The organism is Actinomadura rudentiformis, assembly GCF_008923185.1.
Taxonomy (GTDB): Bacteria; Actinomycetota; Actinomycetes; order Streptosporangiales; family Streptosporangiaceae; genus Spirillospora; species Spirillospora rudentiformis.
The window spans coordinates 32,143-55,198 of the sequence record NZ_WBMT01000012.1 but is presented as its reverse complement, the minus strand read 5'-3'; the positions used below and the strand labels follow the sequence as shown (position 1 = coordinate 55,198).

General features: G+C 67.9%; 24 protein-coding genes and 1 tRNA gene. 5 read left to right on the top strand and 20 right to left on the bottom strand.

The window, feature by feature from the left end; translation table 11 throughout:
* Positions 1-120: 120 nt before the first annotated feature.
* Positions 121-810 carry an AfsR/SARP family transcriptional regulator gene (locus tag F8566_RS24780; RefSeq protein WP_192809846.1) on the bottom strand — a complete coding sequence of 230 codons (690 nt, stop codon included), beginning with the start codon at positions 808-810 and terminating at the stop codon, positions 121-123.
* 237 nt (positions 811-1,047) lie between these two features.
* Positions 1,048-1,182: a hypothetical protein gene (locus tag F8566_RS52350; protein WP_264159413.1), complete on the bottom strand. Its 135-nt coding sequence runs from the start codon at positions 1,180-1,182 to the stop codon at positions 1,048-1,050.
* Between the two features lie 468 nt (positions 1,183-1,650).
* On the opposite strand from F8566_RS52350, the gene F8566_RS50105 reads away from it, so the two are divergent.
* Positions 1,651-1,809: a hypothetical protein gene (locus F8566_RS50105; protein WP_192809845.1), complete on the top strand. Its 159-nt coding sequence runs from the start codon at positions 1,651-1,653 to the stop codon at positions 1,807-1,809.
* Positions 1,810-2,544: 735 nt separating this feature from the next.
* Positions 2,545-3,051: a hypothetical protein gene (locus F8566_RS24775; protein ID WP_151563905.1), complete on the top strand. Its 507-nt coding sequence runs from the start codon at positions 2,545-2,547 to the stop codon at positions 3,049-3,051.
* Between the two features lie 33 nt (positions 3,052-3,084).
* Here F8566_RS24775 and F8566_RS24770 read toward each other — a convergent pair whose 3' ends face one another.
* The 14 genes from F8566_RS24770 to F8566_RS24705 all read right to left on the bottom strand — a co-directional run bounded on the left by F8566_RS24770 (position 3,085) and on the right by F8566_RS24705 (position 18,766).
* Positions 3,085-3,786, bottom strand: coding sequence for a hypothetical protein (locus F8566_RS24770; protein WP_151563902.1), 702 nt, complete (start codon positions 3,784-3,786; stop codon positions 3,085-3,087).
* A 542-nt stretch (positions 3,787-4,328) separates the two neighbouring features.
* Positions 4,329-5,114, bottom strand: a complete 786-nt coding sequence (locus F8566_RS24765) for an L-threonylcarbamoyladenylate synthase (RefSeq protein ID WP_151563900.1) — start codon at positions 5,112-5,114, stop codon at positions 4,329-4,331.
* Positions 5,115-5,134: 20 nt separating this feature from the next.
* Complete coding sequence (prmC, locus tag F8566_RS24760) at positions 5,135-5,995, bottom strand: peptide chain release factor N(5)-glutamine methyltransferase (protein WP_151563898.1); 861 nt, start codon at positions 5,993-5,995, stop codon at positions 5,135-5,137.
* Positions 5,992-7,059 (bottom strand): peptide chain release factor 1, encoded by a 1,068-nt coding sequence (prfA, locus tag F8566_RS24755; protein ID WP_151563896.1) that lies wholly within the window; start codon positions 7,057-7,059, stop codon positions 5,992-5,994. The genes prmC and prfA overlap by 4 nt, the downstream gene beginning before the upstream one ends.
* Positions 7,060-7,185: 126 nt before the next feature.
* Positions 7,186-7,410 (bottom strand): 50S ribosomal protein L31, encoded by a 225-nt coding sequence (rpmE, locus tag F8566_RS24750; RefSeq protein ID WP_151563894.1) that lies wholly within the window; start codon positions 7,408-7,410, stop codon positions 7,186-7,188.
* A 212-nt stretch (positions 7,411-7,622) separates the two neighbouring features.
* Entirely contained in the window at positions 7,623-8,270 is a 648-nt protein-coding gene (locus F8566_RS24745) for a response regulator transcription factor (protein WP_151563892.1), read from the bottom strand.
* A gap of 70 nt (positions 8,271-8,340) precedes the next feature.
* Positions 8,341-9,684, bottom strand: a complete 1,344-nt coding sequence (locus F8566_RS24740) for a sensor histidine kinase (RefSeq protein WP_225993491.1) — start codon at positions 9,682-9,684, stop codon at positions 8,341-8,343.
* Between the two features lie 378 nt (positions 9,685-10,062).
* Positions 10,063-12,129: a transcription termination factor Rho gene (gene rho / locus F8566_RS24735; protein WP_151563890.1), complete on the bottom strand. Its 2,067-nt coding sequence runs from the start codon at positions 12,127-12,129 to the stop codon at positions 10,063-10,065.
* Between the two features lie 458 nt (positions 12,130-12,587).
* The gene (gene thrB / locus F8566_RS24730; RefSeq protein ID WP_151563888.1) at positions 12,588-13,625 is read right to left on the bottom strand and encodes a homoserine kinase; all 1,038 of its coding nucleotides are present in this window, start codon (positions 13,623-13,625) and stop codon (positions 12,588-12,590) included.
* Entirely contained in the window at positions 13,622-14,692 is a 1,071-nt protein-coding gene (thrC, locus tag F8566_RS24725; protein WP_151563886.1) for a threonine synthase, read from the bottom strand. The genes thrB and thrC overlap by 4 nt, the downstream gene beginning before the upstream one ends.
* 128 nt (positions 14,693-14,820) lie before the next feature.
* Complete coding sequence (locus tag F8566_RS24720; RefSeq protein WP_192809863.1) at positions 14,821-16,107, bottom strand: homoserine dehydrogenase; 1,287 nt, start codon at positions 16,105-16,107, stop codon at positions 14,821-14,823.
* Between the two features lie 206 nt (positions 16,108-16,313).
* Positions 16,314-17,705 (bottom strand): diaminopimelate decarboxylase, encoded by a 1,392-nt coding sequence (gene lysA, locus F8566_RS24715; protein WP_151563882.1) that lies wholly within the window; start codon positions 17,703-17,705, stop codon positions 16,314-16,316.
* Complete coding sequence (locus F8566_RS24710; protein ID WP_151563880.1) at positions 17,702-18,382, bottom strand: DALR anticodon-binding domain-containing protein; 681 nt, start codon at positions 18,380-18,382, stop codon at positions 17,702-17,704. The genes lysA and F8566_RS24710 overlap by 4 nt, the downstream gene beginning before the upstream one ends.
* A 21-nt stretch (positions 18,383-18,403) precedes the next feature.
* Positions 18,404-18,766, bottom strand: a complete 363-nt coding sequence (locus F8566_RS24705) for a response regulator transcription factor (protein WP_151564351.1) — start codon at positions 18,764-18,766, stop codon at positions 18,404-18,406.
* Positions 18,767-18,897: 131 nt separating this feature from the next.
* On the opposite strand from F8566_RS24705, the gene F8566_RS24700 reads away from it, so the two are divergent.
* Positions 18,898-18,969 (top strand) — tRNA-Arg (locus F8566_RS24700).
* Between the two features lie 88 nt (positions 18,970-19,057).
* Here F8566_RS24700 and F8566_RS24695 read toward each other — a convergent pair.
* The 4 genes from F8566_RS24695 to F8566_RS24680 form a co-directional block, all read right to left on the bottom strand.
* Positions 19,058-19,318, bottom strand: coding sequence for a hypothetical protein (locus tag F8566_RS24695; RefSeq protein ID WP_151563878.1), 261 nt, complete (start codon positions 19,316-19,318; stop codon positions 19,058-19,060).
* Positions 19,319-19,811: 493 nt separating this feature from the next.
* Positions 19,812-20,015 carry a hypothetical protein gene (locus F8566_RS24690; RefSeq protein ID WP_151563875.1) on the bottom strand — a complete coding sequence of 68 codons (204 nt, stop codon included), beginning with the start codon at positions 20,013-20,015 and terminating at the stop codon, positions 19,812-19,814.
* 228 nt (positions 20,016-20,243) lie between these two features.
* Positions 20,244-20,798, bottom strand: coding sequence for a hypothetical protein (locus tag F8566_RS24685; protein ID WP_151563873.1), 555 nt, complete (start codon positions 20,796-20,798; stop codon positions 20,244-20,246).
* A 642-nt stretch (positions 20,799-21,440) separates the two neighbouring features.
* Positions 21,441-21,875, bottom strand: coding sequence for a nitroreductase family deazaflavin-dependent oxidoreductase (locus F8566_RS24680; protein ID WP_151563871.1), 435 nt, complete (start codon positions 21,873-21,875; stop codon positions 21,441-21,443).
* Positions 21,876-22,116: 241 nt separating this feature from the next.
* Here F8566_RS24680 and F8566_RS24675 point away from each other — a divergent pair, with 241 nt between their 5' ends.
* Positions 22,117-22,431: a hypothetical protein gene (locus F8566_RS24675; RefSeq protein ID WP_151563869.1), complete on the top strand. Its 315-nt coding sequence runs from the start codon at positions 22,117-22,119 to the stop codon at positions 22,429-22,431.
* A 244-nt stretch (positions 22,432-22,675) separates the two neighbouring features.
* Positions 22,676-22,939, top strand: a complete 264-nt coding sequence (locus F8566_RS24670; protein WP_151563867.1) for a hypothetical protein — start codon at positions 22,676-22,678, stop codon at positions 22,937-22,939.
* Positions 22,940-23,056: the final 117 nt, after the last annotated feature.

Here is a 23,056-nt window from a genome sequence, read left to right as displayed (position 1 = left end):
CCGGGAAACGGCGGGCAGACTCACGGACCACGGGGGGATCATAGGGGTCACGAGACCCCAAGTCGCGTTATGTCCACACATGGCTAATGACCCGGCGTAAAGAAGCCGGGCAGGGGATGGCTAAGCACTGCGCGCCGCTCGTCTCCGTCCGACCAGATCGCGGAACGAGGAGCTCGGCTCCAGCCCCATCTCCCGCCGGAGCAACTGCTGGAACTTGGTGAAGACCCGCCAGGAACTCGCAATATCTCCCCGCGCAAGATAGGCGGCGGCCATGACCCGGTGCGGCACCTCGTTGAACTCGTCCACGCTCACCGCAGCGCTCGCGAACTCGATGGCGGCCGGGATGTCCCCCACGTCCAGCGCCCGCTCCGCCAGCCGCTCCAGCGCGTGCAGCCGGAGCCGGTTCCAGCGGTCCTGCGCCTCCCACACGCTCTCGTCCGGCCACCCGGAGAGCAACTCCTCCCCGAGAAAGGACCATTCGTCCGTGTCAATGGACGCGGGCACCTCCCCGTTGACGATCCCCCGCGCTCGCCGTTCGGCCCAGTGCAGGTCCACCGAGACCGACTCGGCCAGCCGTACACAACCCGACGCGGCGTTCAGCAGCCGATCGCCCGTCTCGCGCTTCACCCGCCAGAGCAGCTGACGCAGTCGCTTGGCCGCGCTGTAGCTCTCCAGGTCGGGCCACATCCGAACCTGCAGCGACCGGCGGGACAGTCCATCCCCCTCCAACGCCACCGTGATGACCAGAGAGCGCATCCCTTCCGTCAGCGGCACCTCAAGCCCGTCGAGATGACACCGCACGGACGGCATGAGCTCAAGTGAACCCCCGTCACTCTGACGACCCGTCGCCATCGTTTCCTCCGCAGCACTCCGGCCTCTGGAACCCCGTACGCAAGGTAGATGCACAAGGCCGCGCGCCTGCTGCTTCCGAAATCGAGATTCTTCAAGAAATTTCCGACAGGCGAGCAAGGCCGGACGCACAGCGCCCCCGGAGCCTGGGGGCTGGCTCCGGGGGCGGCTTACGCGGGTTCTTTGCGGGGTGACCGATCAGCCTGGGCGGCTGCAGCTCCAGCGCTTCCTCGCGCTGGTGCAGACCTTGACGTAGACCTTGTTCGGCTTGAGGTTGCCGGTGCTGTAACTCTTGCGGAAATTGATGGTCGTGCAGCTACCGATACCTGCCACGCGCTTGTTGTACCTCTTCACCTTGCCCTTGGGGCCCTGAGACCAGCTCAGGTAGACGTGGCTCGTGGACTTGATGTCGCAAGACTCCCTGAGCTTTCCTGAGATATGAAGCCGGAAGGGGTGACGGGTAGACCCCCTGTCGTGCGTGCAGACACGGTCCCGAACGAGTCGGCGTACCTGTTGTGGACGTAGTAGCTGCGCTTGGAGACGGTCTTCGGCTTGGCGGCCCGCTGCTTGGCAGCCGTCGCTGCTGCTGCCAGCGTGGCAGCCATGAGGCCACCCGCAACGGTCAGGCCAAGAGAAAGTGTGATGACATTTGTGATGGTCTTCATCGTCGCCTCGTTCTCGCTGCTCGAGCCGGACGGCCGCACTGTGCCTTTCACCCGCTGCTCGTGCGCACGCATCTAGCTCTTCAAGCAGGAATGGAATCAGCCCCCCGTCTCCGCCCTGTCTCCAGCACAGGTCAACATGACCGAGGGCGTGAGCGCCGCCTCAGGAGGCGTCGTCCTTGCGGCCCGGGGCGAGGACCCCACCGCTGCGGCGGCGGCGCGCTACACCGCCTGCCTGAACGACATCGTCGACCGGCACCCCGACGACCGGGTGCTCGTGATCGAGGGAGAAAGCTGACTCATAGGCAAAGCTGGCTCGTCCTTGACGAGGCTCCCCGCCTTCAGTTCACGCAGCATGCCCAGACCTGCGGGAGTCAGGTCGTGGGTCTTGCCTGGCAGGGCCCCGAGGCGCACAGGATCGCCTTGTCCGGGGCGACGACTTGCACCTTCATCCCGTGAACACGTGACCCGGCCGGTGTAGATGAGCGTGCCGTGCAGGATCGTGTGGGTAGCCCGTCCTTTGGCCGTGCATACCGCGTGGGCGGGCTTAGGCGAGCGGCGATAGCAGCACGGTCTCCCCACCACCGCCAGGCAGTCGTCGCCAACACCGGGAACCCACGCTGATTTGGTGAACGTCTCGCCCTTTCGCAGCTACACCGGCACCAACAATGCCTCCGGCGCGGGTTGAGCAGCGGCCACCTCGACTCGATCGCTTTGCGATGCCGCCAGATCAGCCCGGCGACATAGTCCAGCGCTGAACGCGACAAATCGACAGCAGCCGTAGAACAGCACACCCGAAGCTCCTGTTTGGCGGGCGTTTGTCACCAGTCCGAGAGTTCGGTGGGCACCGGTGGCGGTCTACACCGGGATGCCGACGCCAGCAGGGATGCACCAAGGTCCGTCAGCACTTGTGGATGCCCCTGCTTTCCTGGCCCCGCATCAGGCAAGGAGTCGATGCGGAGACGGCCGGGAGACGGACCTCTGGTGTGGTGACCCCAGTCCAGAGCCCGCTCCGTCCCCAAGGAGTAGCCCGGTGAAAAGAACCCGTACAGCGGCAATGCTCACAGCTCCGTTCATTGGCATCTCGCTCATCGCCGCCCCTGCGCCTGCCCACGCCTCAACACCTCCGCCGAGCCCAGAGAACGTTTCAACGACCGTCCCGACTCCGGAGATTCTCTCACTAAGTAACAATGAAATGACGGCCCGACGGGGAAGCTGGCATCGGATTTGGGGCCCGGCCTTCGTCTGGCCGAATTCCAGATATCCCGGGAACTGGTCCTCCAAACCCTTCAAGTCAAAGAGCAAGATCCTTGGCATCAATTTCAGGTGCTGGCGCTGGAGGGGCGCGTCGAAGGCATGGCTTGGAATCACCGGAACGGACGGCTACCTCAGAGCCAAGACACCCTACGCGGCATGCGATGGATATTGGAAGACCGTCCACTGGAAGAAAGCCAGAAAAGGTCAAAAGTACCGTGTAACTCTCCACAACTTCCCAGCAGTCAAAGCACCATGGGAGGTCAAGGCCTATAACTACTGGTGAGCCAAATGACTGGCGTGGCTTCGGCGGCTTTCGCTATCGCCATTTCCGCAGTTCCACAGTCTCCAATATCCCGGCCAGCTTGTCCCGGCCGGCTCTCCAGCCAACCAAATCCCAGTACGCCTTGTCCGAGTAGACGGCGACCGGAACACCTGGGGCATGGGTCTCGAAAGACCGACGCAGGGCGTCCGAGCGATACCGCCAACCACGAGCCTCCGCATGGCAACTTACAGCCATCTCAAGCTGTCCCTGGGAAAGTTGATCGATGAGTCGTTGAATATCGGCCCGCTCAGCCTCTTCGAGGTCTTCACGTTGCTGCGCCTCACGCAAGTCCGCAAGATGCCGTTCCGGGGAATCCTGAGAATATGGATGAAGACGCAGCCCTACACATCTCACAATTCCGCGTAGCACCAGGGTTCGCCGAGTAAACAGAACCAACGCGCTTACCTCATCCCAAGTGAACAGCCTCGGCTCAGCCTCCTCATGTGCACCGAAGTAAACACCATCAGCATCCACTCTCAAGGCGTAACCCGCACTCCTACGCGCTCGCCTAATATAGACAATCGCCATCACAATGAGGGCGGGGGTGGCAGAGAACAGCAGAAGCAGCGCCACGACGAACTGCCCACCATGGTCATGTGGGTCTATTGCCAAAAGCAGGAGCCACAAAGGAGGCGCAAGGCTGAAGCCGATCAACAGGGTCGGATGAGTTCGACCGAACTTGGCTGCGTAAGCCATAGAAGACCTGCCTTTACACCGTGCGGAACGCCTGTCAGCAACGAGAGCCCCACGCGAATACTAGCCCAGACCCGCAGGCCCTTTCGTGTCCATTGATCTCATGGACACTCCAAGGACGTTATTGCCGGGCGGGCTATGGCGGCGCTGTCGGGCGGCCAATGGAACACAATGAGCCGCTGTGGTTCAAGATTGGCCCACCGATCACCCGGAACGTTATCGCCTGGGCCGCGCCTTTCGTCGTTTCAATTTACCGTGCACGAGTTGAATGCCTACTCAATTACGGCGCACCTTGGGGACGGCCTACGGCAACGGCAGGAGTTGGGCTGCCTCCGGACAGGCTGACTCCCGTTCTGGCCTGCCCTTTTAGCCTGAAGGCTGGGTCCGGGGCGCCTGATCAGCCTGAACGGGCGCAATACCAGCGCTTCGGCATGAAGATGCCAGTGCTGTAGGACTTGAACTCTTCGAGCGGGGATGAAATCAGTCCCTCGTCTCCGCCCTGTCTCCGGCCCAGGTCAACATTGCAGTGGGCGCGAAGTGCCGGATCAGGCGTTGTCGTCTTTGCGGAGGGAGAAGCCTGGCTCTTCCGCAGGCTCGTCCTTGGTCAGGGACGGCTTCTCGGGCTCCTCGTCCTTGGTCAGGGACGGCTTCTCGGGCTCCTCCGTCGGCAGGTCCTCGTCCTCGTCCTCGTCGGTCAGGAGGACGCCTACTACGGAGCGGATTTTGTCCTCGGGGATGGCGCCGGCGCGGAGGAGGCGGGGGATGGAGCCTGTCAGGTCGACGATCGTGGAGGCTTCGGCGTGGCCGGAGGGGCCTGCGTCCAGGTAGACCGAGACCGCGTCGCCCAGCATCTCCTCGGCCTCGTCGATGGTGCGGGCGGCGGGCTTGCCGGTGGCGTTGGCGCTGCTGACCGCCAGCGGGCCGGTCTCCTTGAGGAGCTCTACGGCCAGCTCGTGCATGGGCATGCGGACGGCGACGGTGCCCTTGGTCTCGCCCAGATCCCAGAGGAGGTTCTGGTTGGCGCGGCAGACGAGGGTGAGGGCGCCGGGCCAGAACTCGTCGATCAGGTCCTGGCCGTACGTGCCGAGGTCCTCGATGAGGGCGGTCGCGGCGCGTACGGAGCCCACGAGGACGGGCGGCGGCATCTCGCGGCCGCGGCCCTTGGCTTCGAGGAGGGCGTTGACGGCGGGCGGGGTGAAGGCGTCCGCGCCGACGCCGTAGACGGTGTCCGTGGGGAGCACGATGAGCTCACCGCGCCGTACGGCCGAGACGGACTCGGCGATCCCGCGGGTGCGCTCCATCGGCTCGGAGCAGTCGTAACGTCGGCTCACGTTGAGCATCCTTCCACGGATCAGTCCGTCCCCAGGCGGGCCGTGACGAAGCGGTCCCGGTTGGTCAGGTCACGGCGGTTGCGGACGTCGCGCCAGCCGTTCTCTTCGGCGAACACCCAGTAGACGGCGTTGCCCTGCAGATCGCTGTGCTCGACCGCGACGTAGCCGCCGGGGCGCAGGAGCCGCCGGGCGGTCCGCTCGACCACGCGGATGGCGTCCAGGCCGTCGTCACCGCCGCCCCAGAGCGCGTCGCCGGGGTCGTGGTCGCGGACGTCGCGCGGCACGTACTCCCACTCGCTCATGGGGATGTACGGGGGGTTGCTGACGACGAGGTCGACGGTACCGTTCAGCTCGTTCAGGGCGGCGCCGAAGTCGTCGAGCCGTAGGCGGACTTGGCCGCGTTCGTCCAGGTCCTCGACGTTGCGGGTGGCGTGCACGAACGCGGTCGGATCCTTCTCGACCGCGTGCACCCGCGCGCGGGGCGACTCCTGGGCGATGGAGAGCGCGATCGCCGCCGATCCGGTGCCGAGGTCGACGACCAGCGGATCCTGGACGTCCATGTCGCGCAGGGTGTCGAGGACCCAGCCGACCATGACCTCGGTCTCAGGGCGGGGCACGAAGACACCCGGGCCCACCTTGAGCTCCAGGTAGCGGAAGAACGCCCGGCCGGTGATGTGCTGGAGGGGCTCGCCTGCCTCCCGGCGCGCCACGTACTCCCAGAAGCGGGCGTCGAACGCGCTGTCGCAGACGGTGTGCAGCTCTGCCCGTTTCACGCCGTGCACGGCGGCCGCCAGCTCCTCGGCGTCGGCACGGGGAGACGCGGCCCCGGCGTCGGCCAGCCGCGCGGTGGCCCGGGCGATCTCGTCGAGCAGCAGGTTCATGACGACTGCTGGGCCTCCGCCAGGCGTCGTTCCATGTCGGCGTCCACCAGCGACTGCGTCACGTTGTGCAGGTCGCCGTCGAGGACCTGGTCGAGGTTGTACGCCTTGTAGCCCACGCGGTGGTCGGAGATCCGGTTTTCCGGGTAGTTGTAGGTGCGCACGCGCTCGGAGCGGTCGACCGTGCGGACCTGGCTCTTGCGCTCGGCGGAGGCGGCGGCCTCGGCCTCCTCCTGCGCCATCGCCAGCAGGCGGGACCGCAGGATGCGCAGCGCCTGCTCCTTGTTTTGGAGCTGGCTCTTCTCGTTCTGGCACGAGACGACCACGCCGCTCGGCACGTGGGTGATGCGGACCGCCGAGTCGGTGGTGTTGACGCTCTGGCCGCCGGGGCCGGACGACCTGTAGACGTCGATGCGCAGGTCGTTGGGGTCGATCTGGACGTCGACGTCCTCGGCCTCGGGGGTGACGAGGACGCCCACGGCGCTGGTGTGGATGCGGCCCTGCGACTCGGTGGCGGGCACACGCTGGACGCGGTGCACGCCGCCCTCGTACTTGAGGCGCGTCCAGACCCCTTCTTCCTGGGAGGCCTTCGCCTTGACGGCGACGGTGACGTCCTTGTATCCGCCCAGGTCGGAGTGGTGCGCGTCGATGACCTCGGTCTTCCAGCCGACGCGTTCGGCATAGCGGAGATACATGCGCAGCAGGTCGCCCGCGAAGAGCGCCGACTCCTCGCCGCCCTCGCCCGCCTTGATCTCCAGGATCACGTCCTTGTCGTCGGACGGGTCACGCGGGATCAGCAGGCGGTGCAGCCGTTCTTCGAGCTCCTCGCGGCGCTTGTCGAGCTCGGTGGCCTCGGCGGCGAACGTCTCGTCCTCACCGGCCAGCTCTCGCGCGGTCGCCAGGTCGTCCTCGGTGGAGCCCAGCTCACGGTACGTCTCGACGATCGGCCGCAACGCGGCATAGCGCTTGCCCAGCCGTCGCGCCAGTGCCTGGTCGGCATGCACGGCCGGGTCGGCGAGCCTGCCCTCGATGTCGGCGTATTCGCTGATCAGATCGTCGAGATTCACGTCTTTTCCCTGCTCCGGTATCCGCGGTGCGGCTCCGGCCGCCACTGCGGCGGCCGCTTCGTCAACTTCGAGCGGCCCGGAGACCTCGGTCCCCGGGCCGGCCTCGAACGCTGCAAAGCGGAGGTCTTACTTGCTGTCGGCCTTCTTGCCCTTGCCGAAGCGCTGCTCGAAGCGGGCCACGCGGCCACCGGTGTCGAGGATCTTCTGCTTGCCCGTGTAGAACGGGTGGCAGTTCGAGCACACGTCGGCGTGGATCACGCCGTTCTCGGCGGTGCTGCGGGTCTCGAAGGTGTTGCCGCACGTACACGTCACGGTCGTGACGACGTAGGTCGGGTGAATGTCGGGCTTCATGGGTTTCTCCTCGCCGTTTGGCGGTCGCCGGGCGCCCCGGAGCTCACACGACGACGCGTGGGAGGTGTGGGAAGCGTGAACCGGTACCGCAGCGGTTGCACTCCAAGTGTGCCAGATACCCGAACGTGCCGAGGTCATCGGGCATTCCCGATCTTGTCCGGTGTAGATCCATGACCCCGCCGGGTGGATCCACGACCCCGTGATCGGCGAGGTCAGCCCGCCCGCAGGTAGGCCAGAACGGCCATCACACGGCGATGGTCATCCCCGGTGGGCGGGAGAGTGAGCTTGGAGAAGATGTTGGAGATGTGCTTCTCCACGGCCCCGTCCGAGACGACCAGCCGCCGCGCAATGGCGGCGTTCGAGCGGCCCTCGGCCATGAGGCCCAGCACCTCGCGTTCGCGCGGCGTCAGCGACGCGAGCGGGTCTCCCGCGCGCCGCCGCCCCAGCAACTGGCCGATCACCTCGGGGTCGATCACCGTGCCGCCCTCGGCGATCCGCCGGACGGCGTCGATGAACTCCTCGACGTCGGAGACACGTTCCTTGAGCAGGTAGCCGACGCCCTCGGTGCCGCCGCCGATGAGATCGGTGGCGTACCGTTCCTCCACGTACTGCGAGAGGACCAGGATCGGCGTGCCCGGCCTGCTCTCCCGCACCGCCAGCGCCGCCCGAAGGCCCTCGTCGGTGAACGACGGCGGCATCCGGACGTCCACGATCGCCAGATCCGGGTTGTGCTCCTTGACGATCCCGAGCAGGCTCGGCCCGTCCCCCACCGTGGCCACCGTCTCGATCCCGGCGTCCCCGAGCAGCCGGACGAGCCCTTCGCGCAACAGCACCGAGTCTTCGGCGATCACCACCCGCATCCCACCATTATCGGGCTCGTCCGGCCCGCAGTCCTCCGTCTGCCGGACGAGCCGTGATCATTCTGTGGGGCTACCAGCTGCAGGGCAGGTCAGCGCGGATGATCGTGGGCCCGCCGGGCGGGCTGTCCACGATGAGCATCCCGTCGATGGTGGCCGCGCGGTCGGCCAGGCCTGCCAGCCCGCCGTCGGGCTGCGCGACCGCGCCGCCCACCCCGTTGTCGATCACTTCGACGACCACCCAGCCCTCTTCCTGCACGACCCGTACGGAGGCGCGCGTGGCCCGGGCGTACTTGGCGATGTTGGCCAGCGACTCGGCCACGATGAAGTACGCGATGCTCTCCACCGCCGCCGGCGGGCGTTCCGGCAGGTCGACCTCCACCTCGACGGGCACCGGAGCGCGGCCCGCCAGCCCTGAGAGCGCCGGGTCCAGCCCGCGATCGGTGAGGATCGCCGGGTAGATGCCGCGCGCGAGGTCGCGCAGCTCCGAGATGGCCTCCTTGGTGCCCGCGTGCGCCTGCTCGATCAGCGTCCGCGCGCCGTCGGGGTCATCTTCCAGCTTGGCCCGCGCGCGGCCGATGTCCATGGCCACGGCCAGCAGCCGCTGCTGGGCGCCGTCGTGCAGATCGCGCTCGATGCGGCGCCGTTCCGCCTCCACCGCGTCCACGCCCCTGGCCCGGCTGGCCTGGAGGTGCTCGGTGCGCGCCCGCAGCTCCCGGTTCTCGATCTGGGAACGGCTCGGGCCGAGCAGCAGGCGCGCGTAGAACGCGTGCCCGATGGCGATCGCCCGCGTCACGTACAACGCGAGCAGCATGAGCCCGAAGCCGACGACCGACCACGGCAACGCGGTCAGCGGATTGCCCGCCCAGTAAGCCCAGACCCCGAAGTTGATCTCCACGCCCCCGTCGACCAGGACCCAGACCGGCAGGAAGAGGAATGTCGCGGTGGCCGCCCACACCACCATCGACACCACGAACTCGACCAGCGAGATCGGGAACAGCAACACCAGGTAGGCGAAGTCCTTCCAGGTCGCGGGGTCGGCGGCCAGCACCCGCAGCTTCCGCAGCGGATTCCCGCCCTTCGGCATCTGCCGGTAGGGGGTCGGGATGTCAACACCGAACGCGGCCTTGGCCAGCAGCCGTTCCAGCATCGCCCCGCCACGCCAAGCGATCATCAGCAGCAACCCCAGCGGGATGCCCACCCAGATGATCAGCAGGCCGAGCGAGAGCGCCGTGCCCACGGTGAGCACGATGAACCAGCTCAGCCCGAACGCCAGGCTCACCGCCAGGTAGATCGCCGAACGCCAGGACAGCGACGACCGGACCATCGCCAGCGGCCGCCACGACCCGTCCGCCACGTTCCGCTCACGCGCGGCGGTCGCCCCGCCGCCCGAGGCGGCACTTTTCAGCTCGCCCACATCGTCCCTCCATGCCGAGTCCACCGTACGATCCCAGCCTGATCCAGCCGCCTCCCCTCAACCATCCGGCCCACCGCCGACCCCTGGGTAGGGCTAACCCCCCTTTATTGCGACCCGAGGGTCACCGCCAAGCCCGACGGAGGGCCCGCTGAGACGGACGGGCCGCTGGGACGGACGGGCCGCTGGGACGGACGGGCCGCTGGGACGGGCGGCCCGCTGGGATGGACGGCCCGCTGAGACGAACCCGCTGAGACGAACGGCCCGCTGACACGAGCGGACGTAAAACGACGCCCCTGCCGCCGGGGGGCCGGGGCAGGGGCGTCGGGGGTGTCACCACCCAACAACTTCAGCGCGCACGCGAGCGCGCTCGCCATGAACTCAGCGGTCGTCGGAGACCGTGGTCTTCTGGACCTGGAGGAGGAACTCGGCGTTGGACTTGGTCTCCTTCATCTTCTCGATGAGGAGCTCCAGGGCCTGCTGGGTGTCGAGGGCGTGCAGGACGCGGCGCAGCTGCCATACGACCCGCAGCTCCTCCGGAGCCATGAGGATCTCTTCCTTACGGGTGCTGGAGGCGTCCACGTCCACGGCCGGGAAGATCCGCTTGTCGGCGAGACTCCGGTTGAGCTTGAGCTCCATGTTGCCGGTGCCCTTGAACTCCTCGAAGATGACCTCGTCCATACGGGATCCGGTCTCCACCAGCGCGGTGGCGAGGATGGTCAGCGAGCCGCCGTTCTCGATGTTGCGCGCCGCGCCGAAGAACCGCTTGGGCGGGTAGAGCGCGGTCGAGTCGACACCACCGGACAGGATGCGCCCGGACGCCGGCGCCGCCAGGTTGTAGGCACGGCCCAGACGGGTGATCGAGTCGAGCAGCACGACCACGTCGTGGCCCAGCTCGACCAGCCGCTTGGCCCGCTCGATGGCCAGCTCGGCGACCGTGGTGTGGTCCTCGGCCGGGCGGTCGAAGGTCGAGTGGATGACCTCGCCCTTCACCGTCCGCTGCATGTCCGTGACCTCTTCCGGACGCTCGTCGACCAGGACGACCATCAGGTGGCACTCGGGGTTGTTCTTGGTGATCGCGTTGGCGATCGCCTGGAGCACCATCGTCTTGCCGGCCTTGGGCGGCGACACGATCAGGCCGCGCTGGCCCTTGCCGATCGGCGACACGAGGTCGATGATCCGCGTGGTCAGGATGCCCGGGTCGGACTCCAGGCGCAGCCGATCCTGCGGGTACAGCGGGGTCAGCTTGGAGAACTCGACACGGCCCTTGGCCTGGTCGGGCTCCATGCCGTTCACGGTGTCGAGGCGGACGAGGGCGTTGAACTTCTCGCGCCGCTCGCCATCGCGGGCCTGGCGGACCGCGCCAGTGATCACGTCGCCCTTGCGCAGGCCGTTCTTGCGGACCTGGGCCAGCGAGACGTACACGTCGTTCGGGCCGGGCAGGTAGCCCGTGGTGCGGACGAACGCGTAGTTGTCGAGGATGTCGAGGATGCCCGCGACCGGGATGAGGACGTCGTCCTCGCTGATCACCGGCTCCTCGTAACGGTCACGGCCCCCGCCGCGGCCGCGGTTGCGCTCGCGGAACCGGCGCCCGCGCCGGCCCCTGCCGCCGCCCTCGCCGTCGTCGTCGGACTGGCCGCCACCTTGGCCGCCGCCCTGACCACCCTGGCCGCGCTGGCGGCCGCTCTGCTGATCGCCACGGTCGCCACGCTCACCGCGGTCGCCACGGTCACCACGACCCTCGCCGCGTTCACCGCGTTCACCGCGTTCACCGCGGTCGCCGCGCTCTCCACGGTCGCCGCGCTCACCGCGTCCGTCGCCGCGCTCGCGGCCATTGCGGCTGCGCTGACGGCCACCGTCACGGCCTCCGCCGTCGCGGCCGCCCTGGGCCTCACCGTCGTCGCCGGCTCCGTCGGACTTGCCGCCGCGTTCGCCCCGCTCAGCACGGTCGGACTGCCGCTCGCCGCGCTCGGGCCGGTCGGTCGCCTTGTCGGTGGCGCCCTTGCCTGCCTTCTCGGCCTTCTCAGGCTTCTCGGCCTTCTCAGGCTTGTCGGCCTTGGCGGGCTTCTCGACGGCCGGTGCGGCGTCGGCAATGGTCACTTGGTCTTCGGCGGCGTCCCGCTTGGCCGCTGCCGTACGGGTGGTGCGGCGCGGGCGCTCCGCCTTGACGGTGGCAGCGGCTCCTTGCTCGCCTCCGGCCGAGCCCTGCCCCGCGCCACCCTGCTTCTCCTGAATGGCTGCGATGAGCTGGCTCTTACGCATCCCGGTCGTACCGGTGATGCCGAGGCTGGACGCGAGCGCCTTGAGCTCGGGCAGCACCATGGCCGACAGGCCGGTGCCGGACCGGCGGCGCCGGGGGGTGGCAGCCTGCGCGCCACCGGCCTCCGTGGCCTCGGCGGCTGGTGCCGTGCTGGATGCGTCCGTAAGGAGTTCGCTGGATTCGCTCACTAAGGGTCCTTCCCAGGGAGCGGGCGTAGGCCGGCGGTCGGCCAAGCAACCCGGTGATGCGGCCCGGCGGGGGCGCCGAGTCGGGCTCCGCTGATCACGATGGTGCCGCGATCTGCGTTTTCTGGGCACAGCCAGATGGTGGTCGGGACGGTTCGCTCGTGCGTGTCCCCCGTACCGCTACTTCCGAAGTTTCGCTGGAGTGCCTGACAACGGGATGTCACGGTGTCGGGGAGCCTAGTACGCGGGACCGACACGACCGAAGGGTCGAACAGGTGACGCGTGGCTGACGAGCACACAGCCCCGAGCGGGGCATCTGGTGCGGCATTCAGCCTAACATCACCAGGGCGCACTGCTATTCCCCAGAGGTCGATGTCTTCGCATTTTACCTAGCTGGATCATTGCACCTGGCCGGAGCACTCCACCAACCCCCGCTCACGCGGGACATCTCAAGGACGGACCTACGCACCGTCAAGCCGAACGCAGGCGCCGTGGGGGGCAACGTTCAGCGGGTGTATGTGCCACCCATTACCCACTTCCGCGCCTATCGAATCAACTTGTGATGCGGTTGTGAAGGCCAGGACAGTAGGACCTGCCCCGGAAACCACCGCCGGCACCCCCTTCGCGCGCAGGCGGGCGACCAGCGCAGCGGATTCGGGCATGGCGGGCGCTCGGTAGTCCTGGTGCAGCCGGTCCTCGGTCGCGTCCAGCAAGATGTCCTGCGGCAGGTCCCCTGTCAGCGCCGCGATCAGGAGCGCGGCCCTGCCCGCGTTGGCGGCCGCGTCCTTGTGGGGGACGGCCTCCGGCAGCAGCCCGCGCGCCTGCTCGGTGGCGAGGCGCTGGTCCGGTACGAAGGCCACGACCTGGCGATCCAGGTCGAGCCGTACGAGCTCGGGCCCTGTCGGGGTGGTCCAGGCAATGGTCAGCCCGCCGGCGAGACAGGGCGCGACGTTGTCCGGGTGCCCCTCGATCTCGGTGGCGAGCCGCAGCGCGCCCTCGTCGTCAAGGAGCTTCCCGTACGGGTGCAGGGCGCGGGCCGCGGTGATCCCGGCGACGATCGCCGCCGAGGAGGAACCCAGGCCACGGCTGTGCGGGATGCGGTTCGTACACCGCAGGCGGAGCCCAGGGGGCTGCCCGAGAGGGCGTCCGAGCGGCTCTCCGAGAGGGTGTCCAAGTGCGGGGCGTTCGAGGCCGGACCCGGCCAATTGGTCGATGCGGTCGAACGCGCGCCGCAGCACCTTGACGATCAGATGACGCTCGCCGCGGTCGGCGACCTCGACGCCCTCGCCCTCGACCTCGATGGACAGGCCGCCATCGGTCACCGCGACCTCGACGTCGTCGTACAGGGTGAGCGCGAGCCCCAGCGTGTCGAATCCCGGCCCCAGATTGGCGCTGGTGGCCGGCGCCTGGACGATCACGGGCTCCGTAGGCCAGCCGGCTCGCTCGGCGTGCCCGGCAGGCCTGGCGTGCCCGCCTTGCTCGGCGTGCCCTGGGCTCATGTGAGACCCAGGGCGGAGGCGGCGGCGTGCGCGTCGACCTTGACCGTGGTGGGAGCGGGCGCGCCGGAGATCGCCCAATCGGGATCCTTGAGGCCGTTTCCGGTCACGGTGCAGACGACCTTGGAGCCGGACTGCACGACTCCCTGCTCGTGGGCCTGGAGCAGACCTGCCACGCTCGCGGCGGAGGCCGGCTCCACGAACACGCCCTCTTCGGAGGCCAGCATCCGGTAGGCGCGCAGGATCTGCCGGTCGGTGACCGAGTCGATGGCGCCGCCGGACTCGTCGCGCGCGGCGATCGCCAGGTCCCACGAGGCCGGGTTGCCGATGCGGATGGCGGTGGCGATGGTCTGCGGCTTGAGCACCGGCTCGCCCTTGACGAACGGGGCGGCCCCGCTGGCCTGGAAGCCCAGCATTCGCGGCGTCCGAGACGACATGTCGTCGGCCGCGTACTCCTTGTAACCCATCCAGTACGCGGAGATGTTGCCCGCGTTGCCGACCGGCAGGCAGTGCACGTCCGGCGCGTCGCCGAGGGCGTCGACGATCTCGAACGCGGCGGTCTTCTGGCCCTGGAGCCGGTACTTGTTGACCGAGTTGACCAGCGCCACCGGGTAGTCCACGGACAGCTTGCGGGCCAACTCAAGGCAGTCGTCGAAGTTGCCGTCCACCTGCAGCAGCCGCGCGCCGTGCACCAGAGCCTGCGCGAGCTTGCCCATCGCGATCTTGCCTTGGGGTACGAGCACCGCGCAGGTCATCCCGGCCCGTACCGCGTAGGCGGCGGCCGAGGCGGAGGTGTTGCCGGTGGAGGCGCAGATCACGGCCTTGGCGCCGTCCTCGGCGGCCTTGCTGATGGCCATCGTCATCCCGCGGTCCTTGAACGAACCGGTGGGGTTGGCGCCCTCGACCTTGAGGTAGACCTCGCAGCCGGTGAGCTGGGACAACCGGCCGGCGGGCACCAGCGGCGTGCCGCCCTCCAGCAGCGTCACCACGGGGGTCTGGTCCGTCACCGGAAGCCGGTCGCGGTACTCCTCGATCAGTCCACGCCAGGCACGGCGAGCGGTCGCGTTCACAGTCGTCTCCTCGATGACCTGCGATGTTGTGCGGATTCTACCGGTGTCACCGGGGCCGATACCGTCCCGCGCACCCGCGATCTCACTTTGTGGGATCACCCACGGGATCAGTGGGATCGCCCGCGGGATTATTCGTCGCCCTCGACGCGCATGACGCTCGCCACCTCGCGGACCATCTCAAGGTTGCGGAGGCCCTCGACCGTCGCCGACAGCGCCGCGTCCGAGGCCCGGTGCGTCACCACCACGAGCTGGGCGTCCTCCCCCAGACCCTCCTGGCGTACGGAACGGATGGACACGCCGTGGCGTGCGAACTCTTCGGCGACCGTGGCCAGGACACCGGGGCGGTCGGCCACGTCAAGCTGGATGTAGTAGCGCGTCACCGTCTCACCCATGGGGAGGACGGGCAACTGCGCGTACGTCACCTCGACCGGGCCGGACGTACCGCCGACCAGGTTGCGGGCCACGGCGACCAGGTCGCCCAGGACGGCCGACGCGGTGGGCGCGCCTCCCGCGCCCGCGCCGTAGAACATGAGCGAGCCCGCCGACTCGGCCTCGACGAACACCGCGTTGTACGCCTCGCGGACGCTCGCCAGGGGATGCGACCGGGGGATCATGGCCGGATGGACGCGTACGGAGACGCCGCGCCCGTTCCGGCCGTCCTCCGCCGGCACGCGTTCGCAGATGGCCAGCAGCTTGACCACGCTGTCCATCTCCTGGGCGCCGGACACGTCGGCGGCGGTGACCTCGGTGATGCCCTCGCGATGGACGTCGGCGGCGGTCACACGGGTGTGGAACGCGAGCTGCGCCAAGATCGCCGCCTTGGCCGCCGCGTCGAAGCCCTCGACGTCGGCCGTCGGGTCGGCCTCGGCGTACCCGAGCGCCTGGGCGTCCTCCAGCGCGTCGTTGAAGCCCGCGCCGTGGGTGTCCATCTGGTCGAGGATGTAGTTGGTGGTGCCGTTCACGATGCCGAGCACCCGGTGCACATGATCGCCGACCAGCGACTCGCGCAGCGGCCGGAGCAGCGGGATCGCCCCGGCCACGGCGGCCTCGTAGTAGATGTCGGCGCCGTACTCGCGGGCGGCCGCGAAGAGCGTCTCGCCGTCCTCGGCCAGCAGCGCCTTGTTCGCGCTGATCACCGACTTGCCGGCCTTCATCGCCTCCAGGAGGAGCGTGCGGGCGGGCTCGATCCCGCCGATCACCTCGATGACGAGGTCGACGTCGTCCCGGGTGACCAGGGTGTGCGCGTCGGTGGTGACCAGCGCCGGATCCACGCCCTCGCGCTGCCGGTCCAGGCGCCGCACCGCGATCCCGGCCAGCTCCAGCGGGGCGCCGACACGCGCCGCGAGATCGTCCGCCTGCTCGCTCAGCAGCCGTACGACCTCGGTGCCGACGACGCCGCAGCCCAGCAGCGCCACCCGCAGCGCCTTTCCAGGTTTCGGCGCCCGTTCGGGTTTCACGGTCCTACCTCCGTCTTCACGCGCCTGCCTCCGATTTCAGCGCCTGCCACCACTTCTCTGCGCCCGCGCTCCGCTTTCACGCGCCCGCCTCCACTTTCACGCGCCCGCGCTCTGCTTCCGCGCGCTCGCCTCCACTTTCACGTCCCTGCCTGCGCCCATCTGCTTCAGGCGTTGGCCTCCGCGTCGAGCCGGAGCAGGTCGTCGTCGGTCTCACGGCGGACGATGACCCGGGACGTGCCGTCCTTGACCGCCACCACGGCGGGCTTGGGGACGTAGTTGTAGTTGCTGGCCATCGACCGACAGTACGCACCGGTCGCCGCGACCGCCACCAGGTCCCCCGGCGCAAGATCTGCGGGCAACCACAGGTCACGCACGATAATGTCGCCACTTTCGCAGTGCTTACCGACAAGTCTGCTGAGCATGGGAGGAGCGTCGGAGGTCCGGCTGGCCAGTACGCAGGTGTACTCGGCGCCGTAGAGGGCGGTGCGCAGGTTGTCGCTCATCCCGCCGTTCACCGAGACGTACGTCCGCAGGCCCTCGACGTCCTTGACGGTGCCGACCTCGTACAGGGTGACCCCGCCGGGTCCTGTGATCGCGCGCCCCGGCTCGACCGTCAGGCGCGGCATCCTCAGCTCGTACGCCTTGCACTCGCGGGCCACGATCGCCCGCAGCCCGTCGGCCATCGCCTTGGGGTCGTGCGGCTCGTCCCCCGGCACGTACGCGATGCCGTAGCCGCCGCCGAGGTCGAGCTCGGGCAGCTCGATCCCGTGCTCGTCGCGGATGGCGACGAGCAGTTCGGCCAGCCGGTGCGCCGCGACCTCGAAGCCGTCGGTGTCGAAGATCTGCGATCCGATGTGGGAATGCAGCCCGATCAGCTCCAGCTGATCAAGATCCAGCACCCGCCGTACCGCCTCCAGGGCCGCACCCGAACTCCGCGAGAACCCGAACTTCTGATCATCATGGGCGGTCGCGATGAACTCGTGCGTGTGCGCCTCGACGCCCGTGGTCACGCGGATCATGACCTTCGGCCGGACGCCGCGCTCCCCCGCCAGGAAGGCCAGCCGCGCGATCTCCTCGAACGAGTCGAGGACGATCCGCCCGACGCCGGCCTCCAGGGCGCGCTCAAGCTCCCAGGGCGCCTTGTTGTTGCCGTGCAGCGTGATCCGCTCCACCGGGAAGCCCGCGGCGAGGGCCACGGCCAGCTCTCCCCCACTGCACACGTCCAGGCCGAGGCCCTCCTCGTTCAGCCACTTGGCCACCGCCGTGCAGAGGAACGCCTTGCCCGCATAGTGGACGTCGCCGTCGTGGAACGCCGCCGCGTACTCCCGCGCCCGTGCCCGTACGTCGTGCTCGTCATAGACGTACAAGGGCGTCCCGTACTCCGCCGCGAGATCCCGCACATCGATCCCGCCGAGGTTGAGAACGCCCTCCTCCCGCCTTGCGCCATGCGGCCACACAGCCGGGTCCAGGGCGTTCAGATCCTCCGCCGGCGGCATCGGGTGGTCTTCGGTCAACACGTCCGCGTGCCGGGGCCCGGCCGGGTGAACTCTGCTCATATCCGCTCTCTAGGGGTCTCACCGATCATCTTCAGGCCATTGCCGAGGGCGATGCGCGCAGCCTTTGCCAGAGTGACTCGGGCCTCGTGCACCGCCCCGGGTTTCTCGTCGCCCTGGGGCAACGCCGGGCACCGCTCATAGACACCATGAAAAGCGTCGGCCAGTCGCTCCAGGCACTTCATCAACGCCGAGGCGTCCCGCTCCCGTTCGGCCTGCGCGGCCCGCCCCGGGAAGTCACCCAGAGCACCCACCACCGCAAGCTCCTCGCCGCGAAGCCCCTCAGCCGTTCCCCCGCGCAGCCCAAGATCCCTGGCGCGCCGCCCCACCGCAACGGCCCGCGCATAGGCATAACGCACCCGGAATCCAGGGTTCTCAAAGATCCGTGGCCTGTCGGCCCAACCACCCCGCGGCACCTCAGCGCGCCCGTACGCGTCGCCCTCGTCCAGCACGCTCTGAACGGTCTCCGCGACCCCCACCGAGACCGTCAGAAAGCCCCCGGAGGTCTCAACCCCCAAGATCCCCGGCTCTTCCCGCACCCGCTCCGCGACACCCTCGGGATCGAGCCCCATCCGCAAGGCCACCGGACTGCCATAAAGTCCCGCCCCCACACAGGTCAACGGCACCTCGCGCACGCCGACGGCGCGCGCGATGGCACTGCTGACATCGGCTGGGGTCACGCTCGTGAGACTATCCGACCACTATCTGGACAACGCAGCCAGCTTGCGCACCGTCTGGATCAGCTGGTTGGGGTCGAAGGGCTTGGTCACATAGGCGTCGACGCCGATCTCATGCCCCCGCCGCACATCATGCTCCTGCGCCCGCGCCGTGATCATGACGACCTTCACATGCTCGGTCTCCGGGTCCTCCCGCAGCCGCACCGCCGTCACCCACCCGTCCAGCCGCGGCATCATCACGTCCAACGTGATCACATCGGGCTGGATGTCCCGCACCTTCTCGAGGCAGTCCTGCCCGTCCACCGCCGTCGCCACCTCGAACCCCTCAAGCTGCAGGTTGACGGCGATGAGCTGCCTGATCACCTCGTCATCGTCGACAACCAGCACGCGTCCCAGTGGCTTGGTCACGGCCTCGAAGTTAGTCGACTCCACAGAGCAACGCACCTGGAACGCCCAGGTGCACGCAAGCTCCCGAACCCTGGTAGCCTTCATTCCGCGCCGAGCGACCTCAGCGCAACGCCCCCTTAGCTCAGGGGATAGAGCAACGGCCTCCGGAGCCGTGAGCGCAGGTTCGAATCCTGCAGGGGGCACCCCACAAGATCAGCAAAAACCCCGGTTGACCTGCCTCGACAGCAGTCACCGGGGTTTCGCACATGTGCAGCCATGTGCCGCCGTTCGTCACCATTCCCGGAACATACGCGGAATGGCCCCGAGGGCGTCTACCCAAGCCCCCGCGAGAGAACCGGGGCTCCAACCCTGCGGAGTCTTCACCTGGGCAGCCGTCAGCGCCTTTGGCCGCGCCTTGCCGAGAACCTGCCACAGCGTCGAAGGCTGGTAGACCCCGCCCCGGTAGGTGCGGAACAGCCGACCATCGGGGCCAGCCCCGTATTCGTCGAGATGCTCGCGGAGCACTTTGACCAGCTCAGGCGGAATTGGCACACGCCGTACGGTGTCCTTGGGGACGGCCCTTGAGCCCGCGCGTCTCATGAACCGCTCCGTCATCCGTCCACCGCTTGCCCGCCGCCGACTTCACTTGGTCCAATTCCAGCAGGCCCCAGCCCTCCGGAGGCAAGGTGCAGTCGCTCCTACGGAGGTTGATCGCCTCAGACGGCCGCAGCATGCCGTAGTACATGCACGCGAACACAGCCACGAGGCGAGGACCCTGCGTCCTACCGACCTGGCGGACCGCATCAAGGGCGGCGGCGCTCGCGCCGTTGGCGCGGCCCGCCGCCGGCGCCGCCGGAGCGTGCGGCGTGGGCGCCGGTCACCAGCGGCGCGCGCCCGGCCGCGCATCGGCGACGCCCGCCTTGTCGCCTGGCCGGACGGCAGTCACCAGGCCGCGCCACCGCCCGGTCAGGTCTCGGCGTCGAGTGCTTCGCTGACACGCTCGACGAATTGCCTGAGAACTTCGAACGGCACTTCCTGGCGCTCGTCAAAAGGAGGCCATGGACGGCTTCTCTTCGGCCGGGGTGTAGACGTGGACGGTCACGGCGGTGGGGCCCGGCATGAGCACGCCATCTTCGGCCATGGCTGTCATGGCACGGGCTTCACTTAGCTCGAAATAGCGGCCTTCTGCATTAAGCGTGACGAGCATGCACCAGTGGTCACCGTCATGTTCCCAGGTTGTGAGGGTCACCGGGTGATTGTGGCATGGGCGATTCTCCTGCCAACGATGATGGGCGCAGGCCGCCGGCCAACTCGCGTTTCTCGCCCTCCGGGTGCCTACGGCATTGGACGGCAGCCCTCTCACGTGGGTCATAGCCGGAGTCCACACAATGCTTCCGGCGGGGCCTCCGACTCTGGGAAGCTCAGGTGGAGGACTGTGCGGGAGGTCGCTCCTATGGACGCCAGGGTCGTCATTTCCTCAGGTCCAGTCACCGGGCGCGAACTGTCGCAACCAATCGCGGAATCGGGCACCGTACTCCTGTTCAGCGCGGTCGAGCATACTGTCCGGGTCTTCCGGCGGCGCAAGCCCGAAGTTCTCCTCCAACCATTCGAGGTACGCGCTGTGGCCATCTGTGTGGCCGTCCTCGGTGTCGTAATAACCCTCGTCGGGACCTTCAAGGTCGAAGCTCTCACTGTCGAGAGCAAGGAGTTCGAACAGCTCCCGCAGGCCCTGCGCAACGACGTCGAGGTCGCCCTCGTCGCCGAACCGGATCACAGGCAGCGTGGCGAGATCTTCCCGGTCGTCGCACTTCCACAGCGCGAAGAAGGATCCTGAAGTGCTGGCCTGAGCGAAAGGGATCAGCCGGTCGAGGAACTCCAAGTCGTGAGGATCTTTCAGGTCGAGCCACTCGGCTAGCCCGGGATCGTAGCCGAAGTCCCGCAACTCGAACCCGCCCGAGTAGTAACCCGGGGACCGATCCTGGAGCTCTTTGAGGAGGTTCAGCTCACGAACGGGCGAGTACGCGTTGCTCATGGAAGCCCTCTCCGTGTGGCGTGATGATCTGGTGGTTCGGCATCTTGCCAGTGACTTCAAGCCTGGAGAACAAGATCCGGAATCGTGCCCGTTGGCAGGGGGATCTACCGGGGCTCACGGTTGCTTGCCGGAAGATCGGCCGGGGGGGAGCGGAGGCCAGGGGATCGCCTGGTCAGCGACCATGGGTGTGATCGGCTTTGCGGGCCGGTGATCACACAAACCCCAAGATCCGGAACATATGCGGAGCGGCACGCGAGGCCGACACCACGATGGAGCGTTCGAGCGCAGGTTCGAATCCTGCAGGGGCACCCAAAACAAGGGAACGGCCGCTTGAGCTATTCAGCCATCTGGCGATTCGGCGATCTTGTTTGTCGCGGCCTGGATGGCTGGCAACGCACTCTCTCTGACTGTGATCCGGATGAGAACGTCATGCAGTTCGAAGCTATAGCGGATCTCGAGATTGAAGCTGTCGAAGAACTCCCTTCTGGGAGCGTCCAGAGCGTAATGGTCCGGGCCTACGTCGGTAGCTCCTCCAGCAGGGACGGATCATCGGCGCGCGGTCCCTCTGGTTGCTGGGCCGTGAGCTTGCACTGACCCCCACCGTTGCCTCACGCGCAAGGCCGGGTGAACGAATCCCAGGGGTTAGACGCGTTCGAGGAGAACCACCGGGATCTGGCGGGTGGTCTTCTCCTGGTAGGCCGCGTACTGCGGCATGGCCGACACCATCAGGGACCACAGCTGTGGACGCTCTGCGGCAGAGGCCGGACGCGCTCGTGCCGTGAAGGTCTCGCTGCCGACCTGGACGGTGACGTGCGGGTCGGCGATCAGGTTGAGGTACCAGGCCGGGTGGTGGTCCCCGCCCTGGTTGGAGGCCGCCAGGACGTAGCGTTCGCCGTCGCGTTCGTAGACGAGCGCGGTGCGGCGCAGCCGGCCGGTCTTGCGGCCTCGGGTCGTCAGCAGCAGGTCGTTCACGCCTGGACGTGGCCGGCCGCCGGTCTCCTGGAAACGGCGGATGTGCTCGGCGACCCAGGCGTTCGGGCTGTCGTGGACCTCGGGGCCGCCGCCTGCGATGTTCATGACGAACCACCTCTCACCAGGGCCGGAACCTGTACGCCCGGTCGGTCCCGGACGCTAGCGGATGCCGTGGTTACCGCTGGGATACTGGCCAGCCGAAGCTCACCACAGCCGTGCCGAGATCGCCTTGTGAGCGCGGATGGTACGGGCGAGTGAACGTTGGTAGAGATGAGGTACTCCGGCCTGGCGGAGGCTGCTGCGACAGCAGACATCGAGGAACCACGTCCTGCGCTACGCCACCGACATGGGCTCGGCCAAGAGCAGTGAAGAGGGAGACCCTGAGCAGGGCCAGAGCTACCGCCTGGTGTTCACCGCTGTCCTGGGCACCACGGTCCAGTACATGGAGGACTTCACCTCCCGGCTGCGCTACCTCTACGTCGGCAGCAACGTGAATCAGGTCGCTGCGCAGCTTTCGACGCTGACCTGGCTCCATAGCCGGAGGTCTTCACAAGGATCGATGCCGGCATGCAGCATCCCGGCCCGCGCGTCCGGCGATGTGGGCGACCACCTATTCGACCCTGGCTCCAATACCTCGTTAGGATCCGCGCCATCGCCCTGACCGATCTCGAGCCCGCCCTCCGAGACAGAGCCGAGACCATCCTGGACGTCCTTCAAGGGCTGCTCCCTAAAGAGGACCTCATGGGTGAACGATCGTTCTGGCCTCGGCTCGTTTCAACGCGTCGTGCCGCGGGGCATTGTCGGCTGGTCGTCGGCGGTGTGCCGTACGGTGCCCGGCGTGCGCTGGGAAGACTTTGTGGGCCGCTGGTGAGGGTCGCGGGCGATCCGCCGCATGCTGGTACCTGATGGCCTGGGTGCGACTGGAACTTCCCGGCGAGTGGCGGGCGATCGTCACCTGGATGAAGCAGGAAGGCGACGCGCCGCCCGAGCAAATGCTGGTCGACGTCCGCGCCAAGAGTGTGCAGCAGCTGGCGGCGTTTGCGAACGTCAAGCGGCTGCAGCTCCACGCCGATGGCACGGGTCCGGCCGTGGGAACCGCCACCGCCGGTCGAGCCGTAAGCGCCTGGCCTTTCGTGCGCCAGTCACCTGAAGGCCGAGATGAGCTATGACGCAGAGGAAGTCCCCCAGGGTCGGCCAGGAGCCTACTTCGGGTGCCGTTGACGCACGTGTCACCCGCCGCAAACGAGAGATGGGGCATCTGCCAGCGGGTGCGGTGGCGACGGCGC